Source organism: Candidatus Viadribacter manganicus (genome assembly GCF_001679665.1).
In the GTDB taxonomy this organism is placed as follows: Bacteria; Pseudomonadota; Alphaproteobacteria; order Caulobacterales; family Aquidulcibacteraceae; genus Vitreimonas; species Vitreimonas manganica.
This window is the reverse complement of the sequence record NZ_CP013244.1, coordinates 1,323,654-1,343,705: the sequence shown is the minus strand read 5'-3', so window position 1 is coordinate 1,343,705 and position 20,052 is coordinate 1,323,654. Positions and strand designations below refer to the sequence as shown.

Genomic DNA, 20,052 nt, shown 5'->3' with positions numbered 1-20,052 from the left:
GGTTTGGCGCCTGGCGCGTCTTGATGATGAAAATGCGTGTTCGCATGTGCATCATGTCAGCGGGCGCGCCTGCGATAAGCGCGTGCAAAAGCCCATCATGTGAGGCGCTTATTGAAAGCGGCGCAAGCAAATCTGAGATGCCCGCAGCGGCGTGTGGGCGTGCAAGATTTGCAGGTCTTCAATGGCGTCATCCTGCGTTGGCGAAATGTTTGGCTTGCCCATTCCGGCTAGCGGCGTGCTGCAGCGACCAGGCAATTTACTTGTTCCAACGTCCACCCACGCTGTAACGACAGGAGGATGCCGTCGACAACGACATGGGGCGTGCCGACAAAGCCTAAGCGCTCCGCAAGCGCTAGATTTCGATCGGCTTGGGCGATGACGGGGGCGGAATTGGCGCGCCTCAGCGCTTGGGGCAGATCAAGGCCGGCGCGTTCGGCCGCGAGACGGATGGCGCCATCGTCGACACGTCCAGGAATGCGCATCAAGGCGTCATGGAAGGCCAGTTGTTTGCCTTGCGCGGCGGCGGCGATGGCGATGCGCGAGGCATTCAAGGTTTGATTGCCGGTGGCGCGCGACACGATGGTGCGGCCATAGATGGGATATTCAACCACCGATATTCGAACGTCCAGGTTGGCGCGTGCGAACGCGATCCAATGTGGGTGAAGCGCCCGGCAGGCGGGGCACGAATAATCGGCAAATTCGATGATCCGGATTGGGCCTGCGCCCCGATCGGCGAAAGCGGCGTCGCGTTCAAAGCGCGCCAAGACCGGCGCTGCCGCGTGCGAGGCGGCTATGGTTTGGGACGTTACCCCGCAGGCGCGCGCGGCCTCATCCGAGATGGCGGCGTTCGCCGTTGCCGCGAAGCTTGAAAAAATCGCGATCAGAATAAGTCTCACCATTTGCGTCCTCATCAAGAGAGCTACGCGCAGGGCGCCGCCTGGGTTGCAGTTTGGCGCTGTTGCGCGCGCGATAGCCAAAAATGAGTGCTGTGGACCCGTAGATTTTGACGAGGGCGCCCACATCAATGACGCCAGGCCCGATCGGTGGGATTGGATTTACGCGTCTCAAGTGCAAGGCCAATTTCACTGACCGGGCCTTTCAGCAGCGCGGCAGAGGCGCCGATGCGAACGGCGACGATATGTTGGTCGGCCGCTTCAAGTGCAGCGAAGGCGCGCTTTAAAACGTTGAGGCAGTGGAGGTGATAAAGCGAGGGTTTGGTTACAAAGACGCCGCCCTTTAGGTTGGCGCGCACGCGCCGCTGACGGGTTCGTAAGGCCTCAGCATTGGCGCCAAGATAGGGCAGATAGCTTGCCCCAAGCTCCTCAAAAAACCCGTCAAGATCGGTCGGCGTCGCATCGATAGGAGCTGCGCTATGAAGCGTCGCCGGCGTTGTCGCCCATAATCTTGCCGCCCAGGCCAAGGTCTGCGGCGCGTGTTGACGCATCAAGTCCTGGGGTGTCGGGTCATGTGAGAAATGTCGAAAGACAGAACCGAAAAGAGCAAAGTCGGCTTCGCACGGGCGATGGCCGAAAAGGTAAGGCCGCAAGGCGAAGATGGGTTCTAGCATCTCTAGGGTCGATAAGAACAAGGCTTCGACCGCCTTGGCGTTGGCGCGCGTTATCCCATCATCGTGCAGGAAAACCCGTCTTTGACGATGTAAGATATAGAGCCTTTTTGCGAAGAACGGCCCGGGGATGTCGCGCAGAAGCGAGCGTGCAATCTGTGCGCTCATCAATCGCGCATCATCATTGAAGCGCCAGCGATAATAGAGCGCCGGGCGCCAAAGCCATTCGTCGAAATAATCTTCCAGAAGAAGACTGAAAAAGCGCGCCAGCGGCGTGCTGGGCTGAAGCGCTGGCGCCGTGTTCAAGGCTTCGAAGCTTGCGATAATGGCGCTTGTGTCCGTCAACCATTCGCCCGACGGGGTTTCCAATTGAGGCATCTGCGCAATGCCCGTCATTTGGGCGCATTTGCGAAAATCGGCGCTGTCCATTTCGATAAATTCGTAAGCCAGGCCTTTGACGCGCAGATAGGCTTCAAGCTTTCCAGTGAAATAAGAGAGGGTAAGCCCGTGCAGGCGATGAAGCTTTGCCATTGAAAGCAAGCTTAGGCGTTGTGCGCGGGCGCGGGAAGCGCTCGGCTTCGTCGATCCTCGACCCGGCCTTTGGTGGGTCTTTTTAGGCGCCAGTGCACCTTCACTCTGGTTGGCGCGGGCCTTGCTCATCGGCGGAAAATCGCCGCAAGAGCTCGATCAATTGGTCTCGCTCGGTGTCGGTAAAGTCCGCCAGACGCGCTTTGATTTTTTTCCGGCGCACTTTGGCGAGGCGTTTTAAGATCTCGTGGCCCTTTGACGTCGGCGCCAGCAGCCGAACGCGGCGGTCGCTCAAGCTTGGGCGCCGCTCGACCAAACCCAGCTCTTCAAGGCGCTCGACTTGGCGACTGACGGTCGAGTGGTCGCGCCCAGCCTGGGCCGCCAATTCAACAACGCTGATCGGCCCGAAGACGCCGATGCGCGATAAAAGCGGAAACAAGGCCCGTTCAAGTTCGATGCCTGCGTCTGCAAGCAGGCGCTCGTCAATGTCTGGGCGATTGATGAGCCCAGAGAGGCGCAACAGCAAAAGATGCAGTTCGTCAGCCCAATGCATGACCGGTGATATTGCATACTTCTTCTTGTGCGTCTCCGGCTCATCCTATATCCGTGGTAAATGCACGGGGTTAGGCGCGGCGTTTTGAGCGGCGCCCAGCAAATCAGAAGGGGCGTGGCCGATGCTCTATCAAGTGAGCGCAGTGCTTTATGTTTTATGGGGCGTTCTGCACATTGGCGCTGCAGCAGATGCTTGGCGACTTGCGGCCGGTCAGCCAGCAGGCCCGGTCAAGGCGCGGCTGCGCCAAAATGCTTGGACACTTCTTTGTGCGGCGATTTGTGTGACAGCGATTGCGGTGACGATGAACTGGACCAACGATGTGTTGGGCTATTGGATCAACGCGGTTTTGTCGTCGCTGATTGATATTGGCTTTATCGTTTTTGTGCTGGCGTCCGGTCACGCGCGGGTCTTTCCAGGCGCGCTTGGTCCATTGCTTTGGCTGTTGGCGTTGGCCACGAGCAGCTTGGCGCAGTTTTCGCAACTCACGCTTTAATCTGATGGGCGCCGGCAGCGCGCACAGCGTCTGGCGCTGTCAGCCCAATATGGTCGCCCGATAGAGGCCGGCGCCGAGTGCTAGGATCAAAGCGCCGCAATCTCGATCGCGATCGGCGTTTCTCAGCTGAGCGCGCCGTGCTTTCGTCAAGGCGCCAATGTCACCTCCGCTACCTGGTGACGCCGGCTTTTAAAAAGCGAAGGCGCTGGTCCTTAGACGATGATGTTCGGCCGCTTCCAGAAGAACAAAAGGTAGATGACGCTGATCCACAACACATAATGGGCGGCGTTCAAAAAGATCGAGGTGTCTTTAAACAGCCAGGACTGACTGAGCTCGCGCAAGCCTTCAACGACGCTTGATCGTTGCGTGGCGGGCATGGCTTCAATGGCTTCGAGCGCGATGCGCTTGATGTTAGATTCACGCAGCATCATGCCGAAGAAGGCCAACATGCCAACGCCGTAGCAGGTGAAAGCGAAGAGCTTTAATTCAATGCGGGCGCGGTTGAGGAAATAATAGATGCCCGCGATCATGGCGAAGGTGATCGAAATCATCTGTCCAAAGAGCGCGGCGGTCTGCTGATCGGCAGAGCGCACCAGAGCCAAAAGCTCGCCGCCATCACTCATGATGGTTTAGCGAACCCCGGCGCCGACAACCGGACGCGCAACGATGCGTCCACTTGGCCCGTTGAGGCACTCACCTCGCGACAGTGTAAGGCGCGAAGGAAAGCTCGGGCTGGCAAACGCCACGCGCGCTAATCCCCAGCGCCGCCAGGTGCGCCCTTCTGCGTCGACAAGGCTTGCAGCGCAGGCAGGGCCTGCATCATCGGCTTCGACCCAATAGGCTTGGTATGACCTGCGCCCCTCATATTGTCCGCCCAGTCCGACAACGAAAATCTGTCCGGGGTTGAGGCCTTGTTCGGCGCGATAGGTAAGGACGGCGACATTGCCGACGTCGCGATCATAGGTGAGTTGATTGCCGCTCGGCAGCGCCCAAACTTCATCAGCGCGCGCTGGCGTTGAAACCATGGCGCTCAACACAAGGCCCGTGATGACGGCCAACACACGCGCTTTCATGATCTTTCCTCTGCCTGCTTTGCGTCACTGTTCTTTGGAGATTAGAGCAGAACGAAGTCCAAGGTCAAAGCTCACGGGGACGTGTTGGCTCATCTATGGGGCGGCGCGCCATCCGCCCGATTGGAGCGATCTTGGCCGGTTTGGATCTTAGAGTTTTTTGCTCGTCATTTTCGAGTGTAGGTTTTGCAAACGCTCTGTCGCGAACTTTGAAAGCGCGCTCGCCGCAGATGCTGCAAGAGGGGATGGGAGATGAGCGGCGAGCCTAGTGAGATGAAGTTCGAAGCCAAAGCCGGACTAAAGGCGCGCGCTGGCTCGGCGGCTCTGGCGCTTGGCTATTATGCGCTGGCGTTCGTAATTCTTATCATCGCGTCCACCATTGGGCGCAGCGTGACCGGTCAAACGTTGACGGCGCAGTTACAAGACGGTCTTGCCGCGGCGCTCCTTGGGCATCTGATGTTGCTGGTGAGTTTGGCGCTTTTACCGACGCTGGCGATGCTGGTTTTCACGCGCGGCAAATTTTCTTTGAGCGGCTGGTCTTTAGACGGTTGGGCCAAGCGCTTTGGGCTCGGCGCAGTGCTTGGTCTTGGATTGATGGGGCTGATTGGCGGCTTACTTGCGGGCTTAGGCATGTTGCGGATCGAGCCTCACACCATCTCGGCGTCCGCCATGGCCGTGATGGCGCTCTCTTGGCTCGCGGTTTGGCTTGTACAATCTATGCATGAAGAGGCCTTGGCGCGCGGATACGGGTTTATTCAGGCGACGCAAGCGCTTGGGTTTTGGCCTGCTGCAATCTTATCAAGCCTGGCATTTGGAGCAGGGCATTTAGCCAATGCGGGCGAGAGCCCACTTGGCCTCATCAATGCCGGACTTTTTGGGTTTGCGCTGGTTTATTCGCTAAAGCGCACCGGATCGCTTTGGTTGGCCTGGGGCTTTCATGGCGCCTGGAATTTTAGCCAGAGCACGCTTTTTGGATTTTCCAATAGCGGCGCTGCTTCACACGCTGCTTTGGTTCACACCACGGTCTTAGGAGAGCCTTTGCTTACGGGTGGTGATGTAGGGCCAGAGGGCAGCGTGTTGGCGAGTGCAGCTGCGCTCTTACTTATGATAACGGTGCATTTTAGCTTTCCAGCGCGAGCGCCCATGATCGCAAGCTCACAAGCATAAAGCTGCACAATTTGGCCTTAGCTGACGGGCGCGAGTGACGTGGCTTGCGCCGTTGCCTAAGCGCTTGCGCGCGAGGAGGGGGCCTCAAACGCGCCATTGCGCGCCTGGACGCTAATGAGACGCTCTAAGATCTGTTCGGCTGACGCGGCCGCATTGATGCAGTCGCCAATCTTAAGCCGTGTGCACAGAAGAGGTATGTCTCTGACCGGTGTTTGTGACAGCGCCACGGCCGGGGGCAGGGTCTCAAACATTTCTTCTGCGAGGCGCCAGGCCTCATCGCCGCTGATTTCGTGCATCAGCAGATCAAAGACGACGCCGTCAAACTTTTCGCTTTGCAAGGCTGCGATCATGCCGGCGCCGCCAAGGGCTAACCTGCACCAAACACCTTGTGTCTCTAATGCAGCGCAAAGTGCTCGTCCGGTTAGCTCATCGGCTTTTGCAACCAGGATTTGCATGAGCTGACTTTATGTCAGCGAAGCGTTCGCATGTGGTTAATGTGATCTCAGGCGTGAGCTGGGGTTGGGCGCGTCGCTTCCGCTGGGGACGATGACGCAGGGTTTGTGGCCTTCAGCCATATCGCGCGACCCATTTTGGGTTGTGACAAATGATATTTGTCATTGAGAAAAGTCACTCAAAAACCGCCCATTAACTGGGCTCGGCAAAATGCAAGGCATCGACGCGCGACGTCGAGATCTTGTGATTGGCGAGCCGCTTTATGCGCAGTGCAGGGACAGCAAACAGACCAACGCCGGACGGCGGCGGGCGAGATGATCTTGGATCACAGCCGTCGATCAGACGACGCCATCGCCTTTGCGCGCTTGTGGGTTTTGTTGCCGTTGCTGCGCCCTTCGAAGCGCGCGCCGAGGCGACGGCGCCAGCCGGCGTGGAAGCGGCTTTTGAATACACTCTAGATGTAGTCGCGCCGGTCGCGGGGGCTCGGCGCGACGCCTATGTGCTCGATAATTTGGATGTGTCGCTGCGCTTTGACATGGCGCGCCTGACGGGCTGGCAAGACACGACCATCTTTGTTCACGCGCTCAACAATTCCGGCGACGCGCCCAATGATGAGATCGCGACGCTGCAGGGCGTCGACAATATCGAAGTCGCGCGTCAAAGCGCCAGATTATACGAATTGTGGATTGAGCGCGGCTTTGGCCCGCTCAGCCTGCGCGCTGGGCTTTATGATCTCAACAGCGAATTTTATTCCAATGAGAGCGCCGCTCTTCTGATCGCGCCGGCCTTTGGCATTGGCTCTGAACTGGCCGCGACCGGTGCGAACGGTCCATCGATCTTTCCCTCGACGGCGCTTGCTGTGCGCGCTGCATTTGAACTTTCAGCGCAAAGCCAAATCAAGCTCGCGGTTTTGAACGCCGCTGCCGGCGTCTTGGGCGATCCAGGCGGCGTCGACACATCGTTTGACGCCGGCGCCTTGATCATTGGCGAATGGAGTTGGCTTGGGTCCACCCACATCAATCTCGGGGCCTGGGCCTATAGTGATCGCCAAGACGATATCCGTGATCTCAATCTTGCCGGCGACCCTCAGCGTCGGCGCGCTTATGGCGCCTACATCACGCTTGAGCGTTTGCTCATCGGCGAGGCCGGAGCGCCGCGCGCGCTCAGCGGATTTTTGCGCGTCGGCGCCTCCGAGGGCGATACGACGCCTTTTGACGGCGGTTGGCAGGCGGGCTTGGTTGTCCAGGAGGTTTGGGACAATCGCCCCGCCAGCGTCATCTCGATCGGGGTCAATCAAGGCTATCTCAGCGCTAAATATCAAGCCAATGAGCGCGATCTTGGCGCGCTCAGCGCTGATGCGGAATCAGCTCTTGAAGTGACCTACGCCGACACCATCGGTCACCTCACGATCCAGCCCGATATTCAATTCATTCATCAGCCGGGCGGTGCGCGCGATCGCGACGATGTGGTGGTGACGACGCTTCGTTTTTCGGCGGCCTTTTGATGGGCGCCGCTCTTCTTCGGACCGATGTCTCGCCGATCGAGCAGGCTCGATGCTTCGGCTTGGAACTTGGCGTCTGCGCCGGTCCTAGCTCTGCTTTTAAACCCATAAACCGCCGGCGCTTGCACCGCCATCCAGAGGACAAAGCATGTTGAAGAAACTCAATTCGCACTTGTCGATTGGCGCTCGCCTTTCGATCATGTCAGCGCTGTTTGTGGCTGCGACCGGCGTCGGCGTTGCGGCGCTGACGACGACCGCTTTGCATCAGATCAACTTTTCTGAAAAAGAGCGCGACGGCGCGCGTTATCTGGAAGAGATTTTTGCAGCCTGGCGTTCGGGCAATGTTAACCCCGCCAATGCAGCGTTGAATGAGCGCTTTGGCGCGGCCGATGAATATAACGCGTTTGCCGGCGCCGAAGGCGAACTTGAGCGCGATCAAGCGGCTTTGGCCTTGATGGCGGCGGTCGCCGATGGATCCAACCTCACTTTGGATCCTGAACTTGCAAGCTACAATCTGCAGGACGCCATTTCGGTGCGCATTCCGCGGATGATCGTAGAAGAGGGCCTCGTTGACGCGGCCGTTGAAGCCAGCGGCGATCCAGAACGTCCTTATCAATTGTATCATGCATTGGCCGGCCTTGAGGCCGTGAGCAATGACGCGGCCGCAGCTCTTGGGCGCGCCATTGAAGCTGACGAAGCGGGCGTTATTTCTGCGGCGCTTGCCCGCGCGCAAGATGAACTGCGCCGCGCAGGCCTTGAAATGGTCGCCGAAGAGCGCAGCGCTATTCGTGGTTCAACCTCGATTGCTTCATCGAGCACCGAAGAGAACTTTCCGCGCGTGACTGGCGAGGTTTGGACCGCGGCAGCCGCCGATCTTGACGCTTTGCTCGCGCGTCGCATCGATGGGCTTTGGCTGCAGCTTTGGATGCAGCTTGCGCTTGTTGGCCTGACGATGAGCGCCGCAGGCGCCATAGCTTACATGGTCTCAACCGGACTTGGACGACGCTTCCGCGATCTTGGCGTTGCTATGGATGAGCTCAATAGCGGCAATGATGACGCCGTTATTCCTTATACCTCTGATCTCCATGAGACCGGCAAAGTTGCGGCGACCCTGGCCAAATTCAAAGAAGGCCTGTTGCAGCGCAAGCGCGATGCAGAACAGCGCGAGCGCGATAAGACCCAAGCCGATGCAGCGCGCATCGAGGCGACGCAAGCTGCCCAACGCGAGGCCGAGGCGCTTGTGGTGGATACCTTCGGTGAGGCGCTGGCGCGCTTGTCGAATGGCGATTTGACCTTCCGCCTTTCGGGCGAAGTGCCAGGCGCCTATCGCAAGCTTCAGACCGATTTCAACGATGCAATCGGCAAGCTTCAAGAGGCGATGAAGACCATTGTCGTCAATGCCGGCGGCATCAGAAGCGGCGCCGGTGAAATCGGCCAGGCCTCTGATGATTTGTCACGTCGTACTGAGCAGCAGGCGGCAAGCTTGGAAGAGACGGCTGCCGCGCTTGATGAAATCACAGCAACCGTGCGCAAGACGGCTGAAGGCTCCAAGCAAGCCAATCAGGTGGTGGCGACGACGCGCTCGAATGCTGAGGCTTCAGGCCAAGTTGTTCAGCAGACGGTCGCGGCAATGGCCGAGATTGAAAAGTCTTCAAAGCAGATCTCGCAGATCATCGGCGTTATCGATGAGATCGCCTTCCAGACCAATTTGCTGGCGCTCAATGCTGGTGTTGAGGCGGCGCGGGCCGGAGATGCCGGGCGCGGCTTTGCCGTCGTCGCCTCAGAAGTGCGCGCCTTGGCGCAACGATCTTCCAATGCCGCCAAGGAGATCAAAGATCTCATTTCGGCAAGCTCGCAACATGTCGAGACCGGCGTTGAGCTTGTCGGTGAGGCCGGCAAAGCCTTGGGCGAGATCGTCTTCAAGGTGAACGAGATCAATGGTCTTGTCTCTGAGATTGCAGCTTCTGCCCAAGAGCAAGCCACCGCCTTGGCCCAGGTCAACACCGCCATCAATCAGATGGATCAGGTCACCCAGCAGAACGCGGCGATGGTCGAACAATCGACCGCCGCCAGCCATTCATTGACCCAAGAAGCCGAAGAGTTGGTTGGATTGATCTCGCGCTTCCAAGTCGGGGCGGGGCCAGCGCCAAGCGTTTCCAAGACCAAAACGCCAGCGCGTCCAGCGGTGCTGCAACAACGCCAGCGCGTGGCGCAATTTGCCAGCCATGGCGGCGCTGCGCTCAAGGGCGATGATGATTGGCAGGAATTCTAATGGCGCGTGTTGAACTTGGCCCGGTGCTGGATCTTCGCGCCGCTGCGCCGCTTTATGCCGAACTTGCGAGCTTTAAAGGCCAAGAGCTTGTGATCGATGCAAGCTGTGTCGAGCGCATGGGCGGGCTTTGCGTGCAGATCCTATTGGCGGCGCAGCAAAGCTGGAAGCGGGATGGCCTTGCCTGGTCGGTGGTTGATCCGTCCGCGGCTTTTAGTGAGAGCGCCACTCTTATGGCGTGCAGCGAACTTCTTTGGCGCGAGGCTGCGTGATGACGAAGACGATACTGACGGTCGATGATTCGCGCATGATGCGCGAAATGTTGCTGATGGTGCTGAACGGCGCCGGCTTCAACGTGGTCCAGGCCGAAGACGGCCAAGATGGTCTGCGCGCGCTCACCGATGCGCGTCCTGATGTCATCATCACCGACATCAACATGCCCAATCTTGACGGCTATGGCTTTATCGAAGGCGTGCGCCGCGACGATACTTATCGGGCAACGCCAATCATCGTCTTGTCGACGGAAAGCAGCGCTGAAAAGAAGGCGCGGGCGCGTGATGCGGGCGCGACCGGCTGGATCGTCAAGCCCTTCAAAGCCGACACCTTGATCGACGTCATCCGGCGGGTTTCGGCTTAAGGGATCGATATTATGGACCCGCTTGATGCGATCCGCGCCACTTATTTTCAAGAGTGCGACGAGCTTTTAGCGAGCCTTGAAGAGGGCTTGTTGGCGCTTGCCGGCGGCGGCGGCGACAATGAGACCATCAATGCGGTGTTTCGCGCCGTGCACTCGGTCAAGGGCGGCGCCGGCGCCTTTGGCTATGAGGCCATGGTTGAGTTTGCGCATGTCTTTGAGACCGCGCTTGACGCCATGCGATCGGGCGCGCTCGAGCCCAACCCTGACGTCATCAAGACGATGCTGCGCGCCTCTGACATCCTTGCCGATCATGTGCTTGCGGCAAAGGGGCAAGGCGCGATCGATGAGGCGCGTACGCAGACGATGTCGCAAGAGCTGGCGGCATTGACCGCGCTCGAAGGCAAGTCTTCTGCACACGTTGAGCCAGCGCCGGCAGCCGGCGTCGATGAATGGGGATTTGCGCCGGTAAAGTTCAGTTTTGATGAGCCGGTGGGCGTCGATCTTGAGCCGCTGGCGGAAGCTGCGGCGCCGGCGCAATGGCGGCTTTGCATGCGCCCGCATGCAGCGATGTACGCCAAGGGCCATGATGCGGTTTTGTTTTTGCGCGAGCTTGCGCGCCTTGGCGAGATCAACGTCACATGTTGCGCCAATGACGGGTTTTCGTTTGAGGATATGGATCCAGAAGCGCCAGCGCTTTTCTGGATCGTCGACTTGGCGAGCCATCTCAGTGAAGAGGCCATCCGTGAGGTGTTTGATTTTGTCGGCGATGATTGCCCGATCGAACTCTCGCGTGCTTCGAGCCTAGACCAAGGCGCGAATGCGGGCGCCCAAACCTATGGCGCTGCGCCAATCGCAGAGCTTGCATTGAGCGCCCAAGACAAGTCGATCGGGCCCGACTTGCCTGCTTTGTCTAAGAGCTTAGACTCAAGCGCGGCGATTATGGCAGAGGCCGAGGAGAAGGCAGCGCCCGCCGATGCAAGCGGCCGCAACGTTCCCCAAAGCGCCCAGACCGGCGCCACCATCCGGGTTGATCTGGCGCGTGTTGACCGGCTCATCGATCTTGTTGGCGAGCTTGTCGTCAATCAGGCGATGCTGGCCCAGCGCGTTGCAGAACAAGACGCCAGCGGCCGCTCGCATGTCTCGATCGGCTTGGATGAACTCGAGCAGCTGACGCGCGAGATTCAAGATTGCGTCATGGCGATCCGTGCCCAGCCCGTGAAATCGGTGTTTCAACGCATGCCGCGTCTGGCGCGCGAGGTTGCAAGTTCGACCGGCAAAGAAATCCGTCTGGTGATGGAAGGCGAGGCGACTGAAGTCGACAAGACCATTATCGAGCGCCTTTCAGATCCAATCACCCACATGTTGCGCAATGCGATCGATCACGGCGTTGAAACGCCGGCCGAGCGGCTCGCGGCCGGCAAGCCCGGCGAAGGCATTGTGCGCCTAAGCGCCCAGCATCGTTCAGGACGCATCGTCATTGAAGTTTCAGATGACGGCAAAGGCATTAATCGCACGCGTGTGCGAGAACTTGCGGTCAACCGAGGCCTGATCGCGGCTGACGCTAATTTGTCCGATGATGAAATCGACAATTTGATCTTCTTGCCTGGTTTTTCGACCGCCTCGGCGGTCTCGAACATATCCGGTCGCGGCGTTGGCATGGATGTGGTCAAGCGCTCGATCCAGGCCTTGGGCGGGCGCATTTCGATAAGCTCGGTTCCCGGCAAGGGCTCGACCTTTACTTTATCGCTGCCGCTCACTTTGGCGGTGCTGGACGGCATGGTGATCACGGCCGGCGATCAAACCTTGGTCGCGCCGTTGACGGCGATCGTTGAGACCTTGCGTCCCAAGCCCGAGGACGTGCGTGCGCTCGGCCCAACTGGCGCGGTGCTGGCGGTGCGCGGCGCGCACGTGCCGCTCATTGATATTGGCGTTGCGCTCGGCTTGCGCACGACGCCGATCTTTGCCTGCGAGGGGGTTGTGCTCTTGGTTGAATGCGAAGGCATCGGCCGAGCCGCGCTCGTTGCCGACAATATTCAAGGCCAGCGCCAAGTGGTGATCAAAAGTCTTGAGGCCAATTATCAGCGCATCAGCGGCATTGCAGCGGCCACCATTCTTGGCGATGGCAGCGTTGCGCTCATCGTTGATGTTGAGGCTCTGGTCGAAAAGCGCCTGATTGAGCGTCATGCAAATTTGGCCAAAGCGAGTTGATCGGATGAGCAATATGGATCTGGGAAGCGATATGCTGGAGCTGATTTCGTTCCGCGTCGGTGAGCAAGAATATTGCCTCGACATCATGGCGGTGCGTGAAATTCGCGGCTGGACGCCGGCGACATCTTTGCCCCATTCGCCGCCTTTCGTGCGCGGGGTCATCAATCTGCGCGGCGCGGTGCTGCCGATTTTGGATTTGAAAGCAAGATTGGGTCTGGGCGCGGCCGCGCCTGATGCGCGCAGCGTCATCATCGTGGTGCACATCGGCACGCGTCTTGTCGGACTTTTGGTCGATGCGGTGTCGGAGATTTTGGCGACTGAGCGCGCTTCGGTGCAGCCAACGCCGAATGTCGGTTGCGACACGGTCTCGAGATTTGTGCAAGGCATCATCACCCAAGATGGGCGGATGAGTTCTTGGATCGCGCTTGATGACATCTTGCCGGCCGAAGAGCTCGCGAGCGCAGCATGACCGCTTTAGCGCATTCCTCACGCAAAAGCTCGCTGATTGAAGGCGAGTACAAGCTCACGGCTCGCAACTTCGAGCAGATCGCAGGCCATCTGCGTGAAGTCTCGGGCATTTCACTCTCGCCCGGTAAAGCCACTTTGGTCTATTCGCGTCTGGCCAAGCGCTTGCGCAAGCTCGGCTTGGCGAGCTTTGATGAGTATTGCAGCTTCATCCAATCTGAAGAGGGCGCGCGCGAAAGCCATGAAATGATCGCAGCGCTCACCACCAATGTGACGCGCTTTTTCCGCGAGCCGCATCATTTTGAACATTTAAGGACCGAGATTGGCCCGCGTCTTGTGGCGGCGGCCAAAGCCGGCGCCCGGGTGCGGCTCTGGTCAGCGGCCTGCTCAAGCGGCGAAGAACCTTATTCGATGGCGCTCACACTTTTGGCGCTGGCGCCCGAGCTTGGCCGCTACGATGTGCGCATCCTTGCAACCGACATTGATCCTAACGTGGTCGCGCGCGGGCGGGCCGGGATTTATTCAACCGAGGCGATATCGCCGATCGGCGCCAATATGCGCGAGCGTTGGTTTGAGCGCCAAGGCGACGGCCAATCTTGGCGCATCAGTGATGAGGCGCGCGCTTTGGTGCGTTTTAAAGAACTCAATCTCATTGGCGATTGGCCGATGAAGGGTCGCTTTGACGTCATATTCTGCCGCAACGTCGTCATCTATTTTGAGGACGCCACCCAAGCCTTCTTGTGGAACCGGTTCAAATCTTCGCTTCACGAGGATGGACGAGTTTATATCGGCCATTCCGAGCGCATTGATGTCCCGGGTTTTGAAAGCGCCGGTCTTACAATTTATAAGTTGGCCGGAGCGCGCCCATGAGTGCGGTGCGTGTGCTTATCGTTGATGATTCTGCCACGATCCGTGGCCTCATCCGGCGCGTCTTGTCGAAGGACAGCGAAATCCTTGTTGTCGGTGAGGCAGGTGACCCGCTTGAAGCACGTCAGGCGATCAAAGAGCTCAATCCAGACGTGGTGACGCTGGATGTTGAGATGCCGCACATGAGCGGCATCGAGTTTCTTGAAAAGATCATGCGGCTGCGGCCAACGCCGGTGATCATGGTCTCGACTTTGACCCAGCAGGGCGCTGCGATCTCGATCCAGGCGCTTGAAATTGGCGCGGTTGATTGTGTCGGCAAGCCTGATTTCCACGATCTTTGTGAAAAGGTCAAAGCTGCAGCGCGGGCGCGGGTGCGCCCGCTCGGCGATCATGTGGCCCAGGCGCCCAAGCGACCGAACGGATATCGCCCTTCATCGCGTATTTTAGCCATCGGCTCATCAACCGGCGGGGTTGAAGCCTTGCTGACGATGCTCTCGAGCTTTCCGGAAAATTGCCCGCCAACGCTTATCACCCAACACATGCCGGCAAGCTTCACCACAAGTTTCGCCGCCCGGCTTGATCGGTTGTGCGCCCCGCAGGTGCGTGAAGCGGTTGATGGCGCGCCGATCTTGCCTGGCCATGTCTATTTGGCCCCTGGCGGGGCAGCGCACCTTGAAGCGGTCGGCGGCGCCAATCCGCGCTGTCGGTTAGTTGAGGCAGGTCCGGTCAATGGTCACCGACCATCGGTCGATGTTCTTTTCGCTTCTGTGTGCGCGCAATTTGGCAAGCGCGCCGTCGGTGTGATTTTGACCGGCATGGGCGCTGACGGGGCAAAAGGTTTAAAGGCGATGCGCGAAGCGGGCGCGGCCACGATCGGCCAGAATGAAGCAACCAGCGTTGTTTATGGCATGCCGCGCGCGGCGTTCGAGCTTGGCGCTGTCGAGCGTCAATTGCCGCTTGGCGCCATTGGTCCAGCGGCGCTCGATCTTTGCGCGCTTGAACTCAAGGGAGCGGCTTAAGATGCCTGCGGCCACTCAAATCAAGGTCCTGGTTGTCGACGATCAAATGACGATGCGGGCGCTCATTCGCTCAGCGCTGCAGGAGATCGGCTTTCGCGACATCGAAGACGCCGCCGATGGCGAAGAGGGTTTCAAATCCTTGATGGTGCGTCCCTCGCACCTTGTGATCTCGGATTTTAATATGCCCAAGCTTGACGGTTTGGGGTTCTTGCGCGCTGTGCGCGCACATGAGGCGACAAAAAAATCCGCCTTCATCATGCTGACCGGTCGGGCCGACAAAGATCTGGTGCAAAGAGCCCAGCAATTTGGCGTCAACAATTACATCACCAAGCCGTTTTCGCCGGCCCAGCTTCGCCAGAAGATCGAAGAAGTGTTTGGGCCTTTGACATGACAAGCGCTGCTTCTTCCACTTCGCGCCAGCGCGTCATTCATGTCGTGCAAGGCGAATACATGATCGTGCGCGATCCGCAGGTGATGTTGACGACGATTTTAGGATCGTGCGTCGCCACCTGTCTTTGGGACCCCATCGCCGAAGTCGGCGGCATGAACCATTTTCTGTTGCCGGGCGAGGAAGAGGGCGTTGGCGAAGAAATGAAATATGGCGTCAACGCCATGGAGCTTTTGATCAACGGGCTTTTGCAACAGGGAGCTCAGCGCACGCGTTTACAAGCCAAGCTTTTTGGCGGCGCGCATGTTGTTCATAATCTTTCCGATGTCGGTCAAAAGAATGCAGAATTTGCCCTCCGGTTTTTGAGCATGGAGCGCATTGCCTGCACCGCGCAAAGCTTAGGCGGCGCCCAGGCGCGCCGCGTGCGGTTTTGGCCAACCAGCGGGCGTGCAGGTCAGATGCTGTTGGCCTCGACGCATGTTGAAGCGTTCTCAGCCGAACGCCGGCGCAGCCCAGCGCCGGTCAATGATGCGGCCGGCTCGGTGGAGCTCTTTTGATGGGCGCGCGCGAAGCTCTTTTAGATGCTGAGCCCCACGCCAGCGACGAGATGGGGATTGGAGAAGTCTGCGCGCTGCTCGCCAATGAATTGGAGCGCATTCGCGTTTTGGGTCTGCGGATTGAGGGCGCGATCTGTGCGGTTGCGGTTCAGGCCAATGTCGACGAACGGGTCGTGTCGGAGCTGCAAAATCTTGATGCCATGCTGCAGCAGATTGCGGCGCTGCGCGATTATACCGGCGAGCTCAGCCGATTGGCCCCGGTTGCAGCACGCATTGGCGTCGCCGAGGCGCTGGCGCGGATAACGCTTGGCGATGTGCGCGCTCGCTTGGCCGGTGAAGACAGCGAATTCTACGAAGAGGGGTGGGAGGTTTTATGAGCAACCTTGATCCCAATGCTAAGATCAATCTTTCAAAAGTCGCCGTCATGGTGATCGAAAGCAGCGCCCACGCTCTGGATGTCACCTCGCAGATTCTGAAGGGCTTTGGCGTTTCGGCGATTAGCCGTTTTGACAAGATCGCCGATGCGGAAAAGCATTTGTCGCATCGAAAAGTCGATTTGATCGTCATTGATCCAAGGGTCGGCGACGGCGCTGGCTATCAGTTTATTTCCTCATTGCGTCATTCGGGCGGCCGCTCGGCTTATGTGCCGGTGCTGTTGGTGGCGGGCCATTTACGCAAATCAGACATCGCACGCGGGCGCGACACCGGCGCCAATTTCATCGTCTCAAAGCCGTTGTCGCCGACGACATTGTTGCAGCGTCTTATGTGGGTGGCGCGCGACAAGCGCCCGTTCGTTGAGGTCGGCAAATATATCGGGCCGGATCGGCGCTTTAAATATGAAGGTCCGCCCGATGGCAGCGACGGGCGGCGAAATTCCGATCTCAGAACGCCATTGGGCGAGGCCAGTGAGCCCAATCTGTCTCAAGACGAGGTCGATGCTATGATCAAGCCGCAGCGTGTGATGTTATGAGTGTTGTGCGACGTTTCTATCCGGAAGTTAGCCTGCGCGATCTCATCGGCGAGCCGGGCGGGATAAAAATAGGCGCCGCGCTTGAGCAGGCGTCTGCGAACATCGAGATGATGCGCGACGATGGCATGGCCGCTATCGACGCCAAGATCGCCAAACTGCAGAGTTTGACTGCGAACGATAATTTGGACGATCTGGCGTCCTGTTATCCGATCAGCGATGAGATCTTTGCCGAGGCGGGGGCGTTTGGTTTGACTGAAGTCAGCCGGGTTGCACATTCGCTGTGCAGCTTATTGTCTGCGGAAAGTTTGCTTTTGGTGCCGCGCCAAGCGGTGCGGGTGCATTTGGAAGCTATGGTGGCGCTAAGATCGGCGGCGATCTCAAATAGTCCGGCGCTCCGCACCGCCGTGCTTGCAGAATTGACCCGCCTTAGCGCCCGGTTTGCGACCTAGGTTTTAGGGCCAATGCCACCGCTCCGGGTTATGAGCGCTGGCCGGTGCGAGACTTGGTAAATGTCGGGGTAATTGCAGTTGCGCGCCTTGCTCGCAGCATCGGGCGCTTTGGCCTTGCGCGACTTTGCCGGCGGCGTGCAGATCGGCGGCCCCGATAGGCGGGCGCAAGAAGACTGCAGGCGCCCTTCGGTGTTTGGGCCTCTTTAGGCTTGATACGCTAGTGCATGTGGCATGGATGCCTATCTCGACGCGGTATGGGACCGATTATCCGGCGCCGCCAGATCTGACGCTTCTTTGCTTCATGAGACGCGTAAGCGGCTCTTAACCCTCACAGCTTTGCTGACGATCATCATCGCAAGCGTTTGGGTTGTGCTGACCAACGCCAGTGTCATTGGCGGTCGCCCGTTTGTGGCGTTTCTTTGCGCGCTCACCCCGTTTGCGTTTGCGCCTTTCCCGTATTTAGCGCTCCGTTCCAAAATCAATCTTGACCTGCTCTGCCAGGGCTACCTTGTCACACTCTATTCGGTGGTGACTTTGACGGCTGGGGCGCTGGGCGGTGTTGTATCGACAACCTCGTTCTTTCTCATATTAGTGCCGTTGCTGGGCTCGTTGTTGCTGGGCGTGCGGGTGGGCATGATTTGGGTCTTGGTCGTGACCTTGACCTATGCGGGGCTTCACTTTGGACGCGAGCTTTTGCCGCCATCCAGTTATGAAACGTTGGGATCTGCGCCCAATGATTGGATGCGCATGGAGGAGGTCTCGTTCTGGAACGCGGCGATGATGACCTTGCTTGCTCTGGCGGCGAGCCTTTCGGTCGCTAACTTTCGCGCCGTTGTTGGAAAATCCAGCGCACTGCTCATCGAAGCGGCCAATCGCGCCAACGATGCGCGCCAAGGGCAGGCGGCCGCCGAGGAAGTGTCCCGCTCAAAATCTGAGTTCATGGCCAATGTCAGTCATGAATTGCGCACGCCGCTTAATGCCATCATTGGCTATAGCGAAATGTTGATTGAGGACGCCGACCATAATGGCGCCGGCGACAAGGCGGGGGACAATCGGCGCGTGCTTGAGGCGGCGCTGAAGTTGCGCACGATGATCAATGACGTTCTAAAGCTTGCAGCGATCGATGCGGGAAAGCTCGCGGTTGAGCTTGATGAATGCCAGCCGACGGAGTTGGTGCAAGAGGCGATCGATGCAGTCGATCAGCTCGTGCGCGCCAATGGCGATGAGATCAGCATTGTCGACACCACCCCGCCAGGGGTTTGGTTGAGCGATGGCGACAAGCTCAGTCTTTGTCTGCGAGGACTGCTCTTGAATGCGGCCCAATCCACGGTGAACGGCCATATCGAGGTGCGCATATCCCAGAAGATTTCTGAGGGCTTAAATTGGCTGGTGATCGAAATTGAGGACGATGGCGTCAGTTTAGATCCTAACCGCTTGCAGAATTTGTTTGAGCCCTTCAGTCAACCCGAGAGCGCCAAGACGCGCTACTTTGAGGGTATGGGTCTTGGGCTTGCGCTCAGCCAACGTCTGGCCAGATTGCTGGGCGGGGAGGTCAGGGCCTCCTGTGCAGCGCGCGGCGGCGCTTGTTTTCGGGTCGAAGTCCCGGCGCAATTTTCGCACCGCTGAATTTTGCCGCGCCGCAGGACAGGGCGCGGCGTGAACATCACCCAGCGCCGCTCGTGGCGGCGCAGCCAAGGCGCGATCGAAGGCGTGATCGAAACGGACTTTGCCTCAACCCGGGAACGTCTGCACGCCGATGCTATCGAGCTCGCCGTCGACGAGCGCCAGGCAGTTGATGCTCTCCAGGCCCCGGACGTAACAAAATAGCGGGGCCGATCGCGCGCGCAGCACATCATAGGCTTCTCGGCTCGTACCTTCGCTCGGCACGAACGCAAAATCGCCGCGCATGGGCGTTTCTGCGTTGCTCTGCCAATCGGGCAGATTGGCGCTGGTGGCGAATTCTGGGTTTGTCTGATCAATCCAGGCGCTGAGCGCTGCTTGCATGCCGGCCGCATCGTTTATGGCGGCAAGCGGCGCTACATCCATGGCGCGGTGGGTTTCCATGCGCGCGATTTCACCCGAATTGGCGGCGCGAAACACCAACGTCACGGCCGCGCGCGCGCAATCTGGGCCGCGTGTGGAGGCTTCAATTTCCAGGCCCTGCCACGAGGTCGTGGCTGCGGCGGTGCACGCTTGGCCTAAATCCGCGTGCTCATCATCGCCTTGGGGCGCGCAAGCTGAAATCGAAATCACCGCCATGGCGGCCAATAGAAGCGCCTTCATGTTCTTCCCCCTGCCTAGCAATGCGTCTGGTCTAGCATTTTAGCCGGCAATTCTAGTCTGCCAAACGACGCAATCTCTGGTCCAGCTTTCGAGCAGAGCTGCGTTTTGCAGAGGCTTTATGTCGGTTACCTCAGAGGTAATTGCGCCAGCGATGTTGGGTGCGCTTCAATGGCAAGCATCAATCAGCGGAGCCAAAGATGGCGCGGGCGTCAAAACAGATTGTTCTGGAGTTCTTAGAAGCGATGGAGCGGTCTGACTATGCTGCAGCCTTGCACTTGGTCTCGTCTGATTGCGATTACATCAACCCACCGCCCTTCGGTGCGGTGAAGGGACCGGCGGGCATCCGCGCTGTGCTTGAGCCGTTTTTTGCGCCTGTGCTTGAAAATCGGTTTGAGCTTAAACGCGTCGCTGACGCCGGCGATCTGGTGTTCGTCGAACGGCTCGATCGCCATCGGCTGCACGATAAATGGGTCGAGCTGCCAGTGACTGGGGTATTTGAAGTCAAAGCTGGGCTCATCACCTATTGGCGCGATTATTTTGATGTTGCGACGATTATGTCCGAGTGGCCGCCACTGGCGTGACGTTCGGACGAGGCCTGTTCAATCACAAGA

General features: G+C 58.7%; 24 protein-coding genes. 17 read left to right on the top strand and 7 right to left on the bottom strand.

Annotated elements, in window-relative coordinates:
- Positions 1-227 precede the first annotated feature (227 nt).
- The 3 genes from ATE48_RS07030 to ATE48_RS07020 form a co-directional block, all read right to left on the bottom strand.
- Positions 228-899 (bottom strand): DsbA family protein, encoded by a 672-nt coding sequence (locus tag ATE48_RS07030; RefSeq protein ID WP_066769421.1) that lies wholly within the window; start codon positions 897-899, stop codon positions 228-230.
- Between the two features lie 122 nt (positions 900-1,021).
- Positions 1,022-2,095, bottom strand: a complete 1,074-nt coding sequence (locus ATE48_RS07025; protein WP_066769418.1) for a glutathione S-transferase family protein — start codon at positions 2,093-2,095, stop codon at positions 1,022-1,024.
- A gap of 100 nt (positions 2,096-2,195) precedes the next feature.
- Entirely contained in the window at positions 2,196-2,645 is a 450-nt protein-coding gene (locus ATE48_RS07020) for a MarR family winged helix-turn-helix transcriptional regulator (RefSeq protein ID WP_066769415.1), read from the bottom strand.
- Positions 2,646-2,766: 121 nt separating this feature from the next.
- Between ATE48_RS07020 and ATE48_RS07015 the strand changes: the two genes are divergently transcribed.
- A complete protein-coding gene (locus ATE48_RS07015) occupies positions 2,767-3,138 on the top strand; it encodes a hypothetical protein (RefSeq protein ID WP_066769413.1) in 372 nt (123 codons plus the stop codon).
- Positions 3,139-3,350: 212 nt separating this feature from the next.
- On the opposite strand, the gene ATE48_RS07010 is transcribed toward ATE48_RS07015, so the two are convergent.
- Together ATE48_RS07010 and ATE48_RS07005 are read right to left on the bottom strand one after the other, a co-directional pair.
- Positions 3,351-3,761: a hypothetical protein gene (locus ATE48_RS07010; RefSeq protein WP_066769411.1), complete on the bottom strand. Its 411-nt coding sequence runs from the start codon at positions 3,759-3,761 to the stop codon at positions 3,351-3,353.
- Positions 3,762-3,767: 6 nt separating this feature from the next.
- Positions 3,768-4,211 (bottom strand): hypothetical protein, encoded by a 444-nt coding sequence (locus tag ATE48_RS07005; RefSeq protein ID WP_066769407.1) that lies wholly within the window; start codon positions 4,209-4,211, stop codon positions 3,768-3,770.
- Positions 4,212-4,460: 249 nt separating this feature from the next.
- On the opposite strand from ATE48_RS07005, the gene ATE48_RS07000 reads away from it, so the two are divergent.
- Complete coding sequence (locus ATE48_RS07000; RefSeq protein WP_066769405.1) at positions 4,461-5,375, top strand: CPBP family intramembrane glutamic endopeptidase; 915 nt, start codon at positions 4,461-4,463, stop codon at positions 5,373-5,375.
- A 56-nt stretch (positions 5,376-5,431) separates the two neighbouring features.
- On the opposite strand, the gene ATE48_RS06995 is transcribed toward ATE48_RS07000, so the two are convergent.
- Positions 5,432-5,725 carry a hypothetical protein gene (locus ATE48_RS06995; RefSeq protein WP_066769403.1) on the bottom strand — a complete coding sequence of 98 codons (294 nt, stop codon included), beginning with the start codon at positions 5,723-5,725 and terminating at the stop codon, positions 5,432-5,434.
- Between the two features lie 470 nt (positions 5,726-6,195).
- On the opposite strand from ATE48_RS06995, the gene ATE48_RS06990 reads away from it, so the two are divergent.
- From ATE48_RS06990 to ATE48_RS06925, 14 genes are all read left to right on the top strand, one after another.
- Positions 6,196-7,332: a carbohydrate porin gene (locus tag ATE48_RS06990; protein ID WP_228126828.1), complete on the top strand. Its 1,137-nt coding sequence runs from the start codon at positions 6,196-6,198 to the stop codon at positions 7,330-7,332.
- 145 nt (positions 7,333-7,477) lie between these two features.
- Complete coding sequence (locus tag ATE48_RS06985) at positions 7,478-9,601, top strand: methyl-accepting chemotaxis protein (RefSeq protein WP_066769400.1); 2,124 nt, start codon at positions 7,478-7,480, stop codon at positions 9,599-9,601.
- On the top strand, positions 9,601-9,870 hold the full coding sequence (locus tag ATE48_RS06980) for an STAS domain-containing protein (RefSeq protein ID WP_066769398.1): 270 nt from the start codon (positions 9,601-9,603) through the stop codon (positions 9,868-9,870). Before ATE48_RS06985 ends, ATE48_RS06980 begins: the two co-directional genes overlap by 1 nt.
- Entirely contained in the window at positions 9,870-10,235 is a 366-nt protein-coding gene (locus ATE48_RS06975; protein ID WP_066769396.1) for a response regulator, read from the top strand. The genes ATE48_RS06980 and ATE48_RS06975 overlap by 1 nt, the downstream gene beginning before the upstream one ends.
- 12 nt (positions 10,236-10,247) lie before the next feature.
- On the top strand, positions 10,248-12,443 hold the full coding sequence (locus ATE48_RS06970) for a chemotaxis protein CheA (protein WP_066769394.1): 2,196 nt from the start codon (positions 10,248-10,250) through the stop codon (positions 12,441-12,443).
- 4 nt (positions 12,444-12,447) lie between these two features.
- Complete coding sequence (locus ATE48_RS06965) at positions 12,448-12,912, top strand: chemotaxis protein CheW (RefSeq protein WP_066769391.1); 465 nt, start codon at positions 12,448-12,450, stop codon at positions 12,910-12,912.
- Complete coding sequence (locus ATE48_RS06960; RefSeq protein WP_066769389.1) at positions 12,909-13,778, top strand: CheR family methyltransferase; 870 nt, start codon at positions 12,909-12,911, stop codon at positions 13,776-13,778. Before ATE48_RS06965 ends, ATE48_RS06960 begins: the two co-directional genes overlap by 4 nt.
- Positions 13,775-14,794 carry a protein-glutamate methylesterase/protein-glutamine glutaminase gene (locus tag ATE48_RS06955; RefSeq protein WP_066769386.1) on the top strand — a complete coding sequence of 340 codons (1,020 nt, stop codon included), beginning with the start codon at positions 13,775-13,777 and terminating at the stop codon, positions 14,792-14,794. Before ATE48_RS06960 ends, ATE48_RS06955 begins: the two co-directional genes overlap by 4 nt.
- A 1-nt stretch (position 14,795) precedes the next feature.
- The gene (locus ATE48_RS06950; protein WP_066769383.1) at positions 14,796-15,185 is read left to right on the top strand and encodes a response regulator; all 390 of its coding nucleotides are present in this window, start codon (positions 14,796-14,798) and stop codon (positions 15,183-15,185) included.
- The gene (locus ATE48_RS06945) at positions 15,182-15,739 is read left to right on the top strand and encodes a chemotaxis protein CheD (RefSeq protein ID WP_066769382.1); all 558 of its coding nucleotides are present in this window, start codon (positions 15,182-15,184) and stop codon (positions 15,737-15,739) included. The genes ATE48_RS06950 and ATE48_RS06945 overlap by 4 nt, the downstream gene beginning before the upstream one ends.
- Positions 15,739-16,116 (top strand): hypothetical protein, encoded by a 378-nt coding sequence (locus tag ATE48_RS06940; RefSeq protein ID WP_066769380.1) that lies wholly within the window; start codon positions 15,739-15,741, stop codon positions 16,114-16,116. Before ATE48_RS06945 ends, ATE48_RS06940 begins: the two co-directional genes overlap by 1 nt.
- The gene (locus tag ATE48_RS06935; RefSeq protein ID WP_066769378.1) at positions 16,113-16,709 is read left to right on the top strand and encodes a response regulator; all 597 of its coding nucleotides are present in this window, start codon (positions 16,113-16,115) and stop codon (positions 16,707-16,709) included. Before ATE48_RS06940 ends, ATE48_RS06935 begins: the two co-directional genes overlap by 4 nt.
- Entirely contained in the window at positions 16,706-17,158 is a 453-nt protein-coding gene (locus ATE48_RS06930; protein ID WP_066769375.1) for a hypothetical protein, read from the top strand. Before ATE48_RS06935 ends, ATE48_RS06930 begins: the two co-directional genes overlap by 4 nt.
- Before the next feature lie 231 nt (positions 17,159-17,389).
- On the top strand, positions 17,390-18,784 hold the full coding sequence (locus ATE48_RS06925; protein ID WP_066769371.1) for a sensor histidine kinase: 1,395 nt from the start codon (positions 17,390-17,392) through the stop codon (positions 18,782-18,784).
- Positions 18,785-18,889: 105 nt separating this feature from the next.
- Here ATE48_RS06925 and ATE48_RS06920 read toward each other — a convergent pair whose 3' ends face one another.
- Positions 18,890-19,441 carry a hypothetical protein gene (locus tag ATE48_RS06920; RefSeq protein ID WP_066769368.1) on the bottom strand — a complete coding sequence of 184 codons (552 nt, stop codon included), beginning with the start codon at positions 19,439-19,441 and terminating at the stop codon, positions 18,890-18,892.
- Positions 19,442-19,638: 197 nt separating this feature from the next.
- Between ATE48_RS06920 and ATE48_RS06915 the strand changes: the two genes are divergently transcribed.
- Positions 19,639-20,022, top strand: a complete 384-nt coding sequence (locus ATE48_RS06915) for a limonene-1,2-epoxide hydrolase family protein (protein ID WP_066774671.1) — start codon at positions 19,639-19,641, stop codon at positions 20,020-20,022.
- The last annotated feature ends 30 nt before the right edge of the window (positions 20,023-20,052 follow it).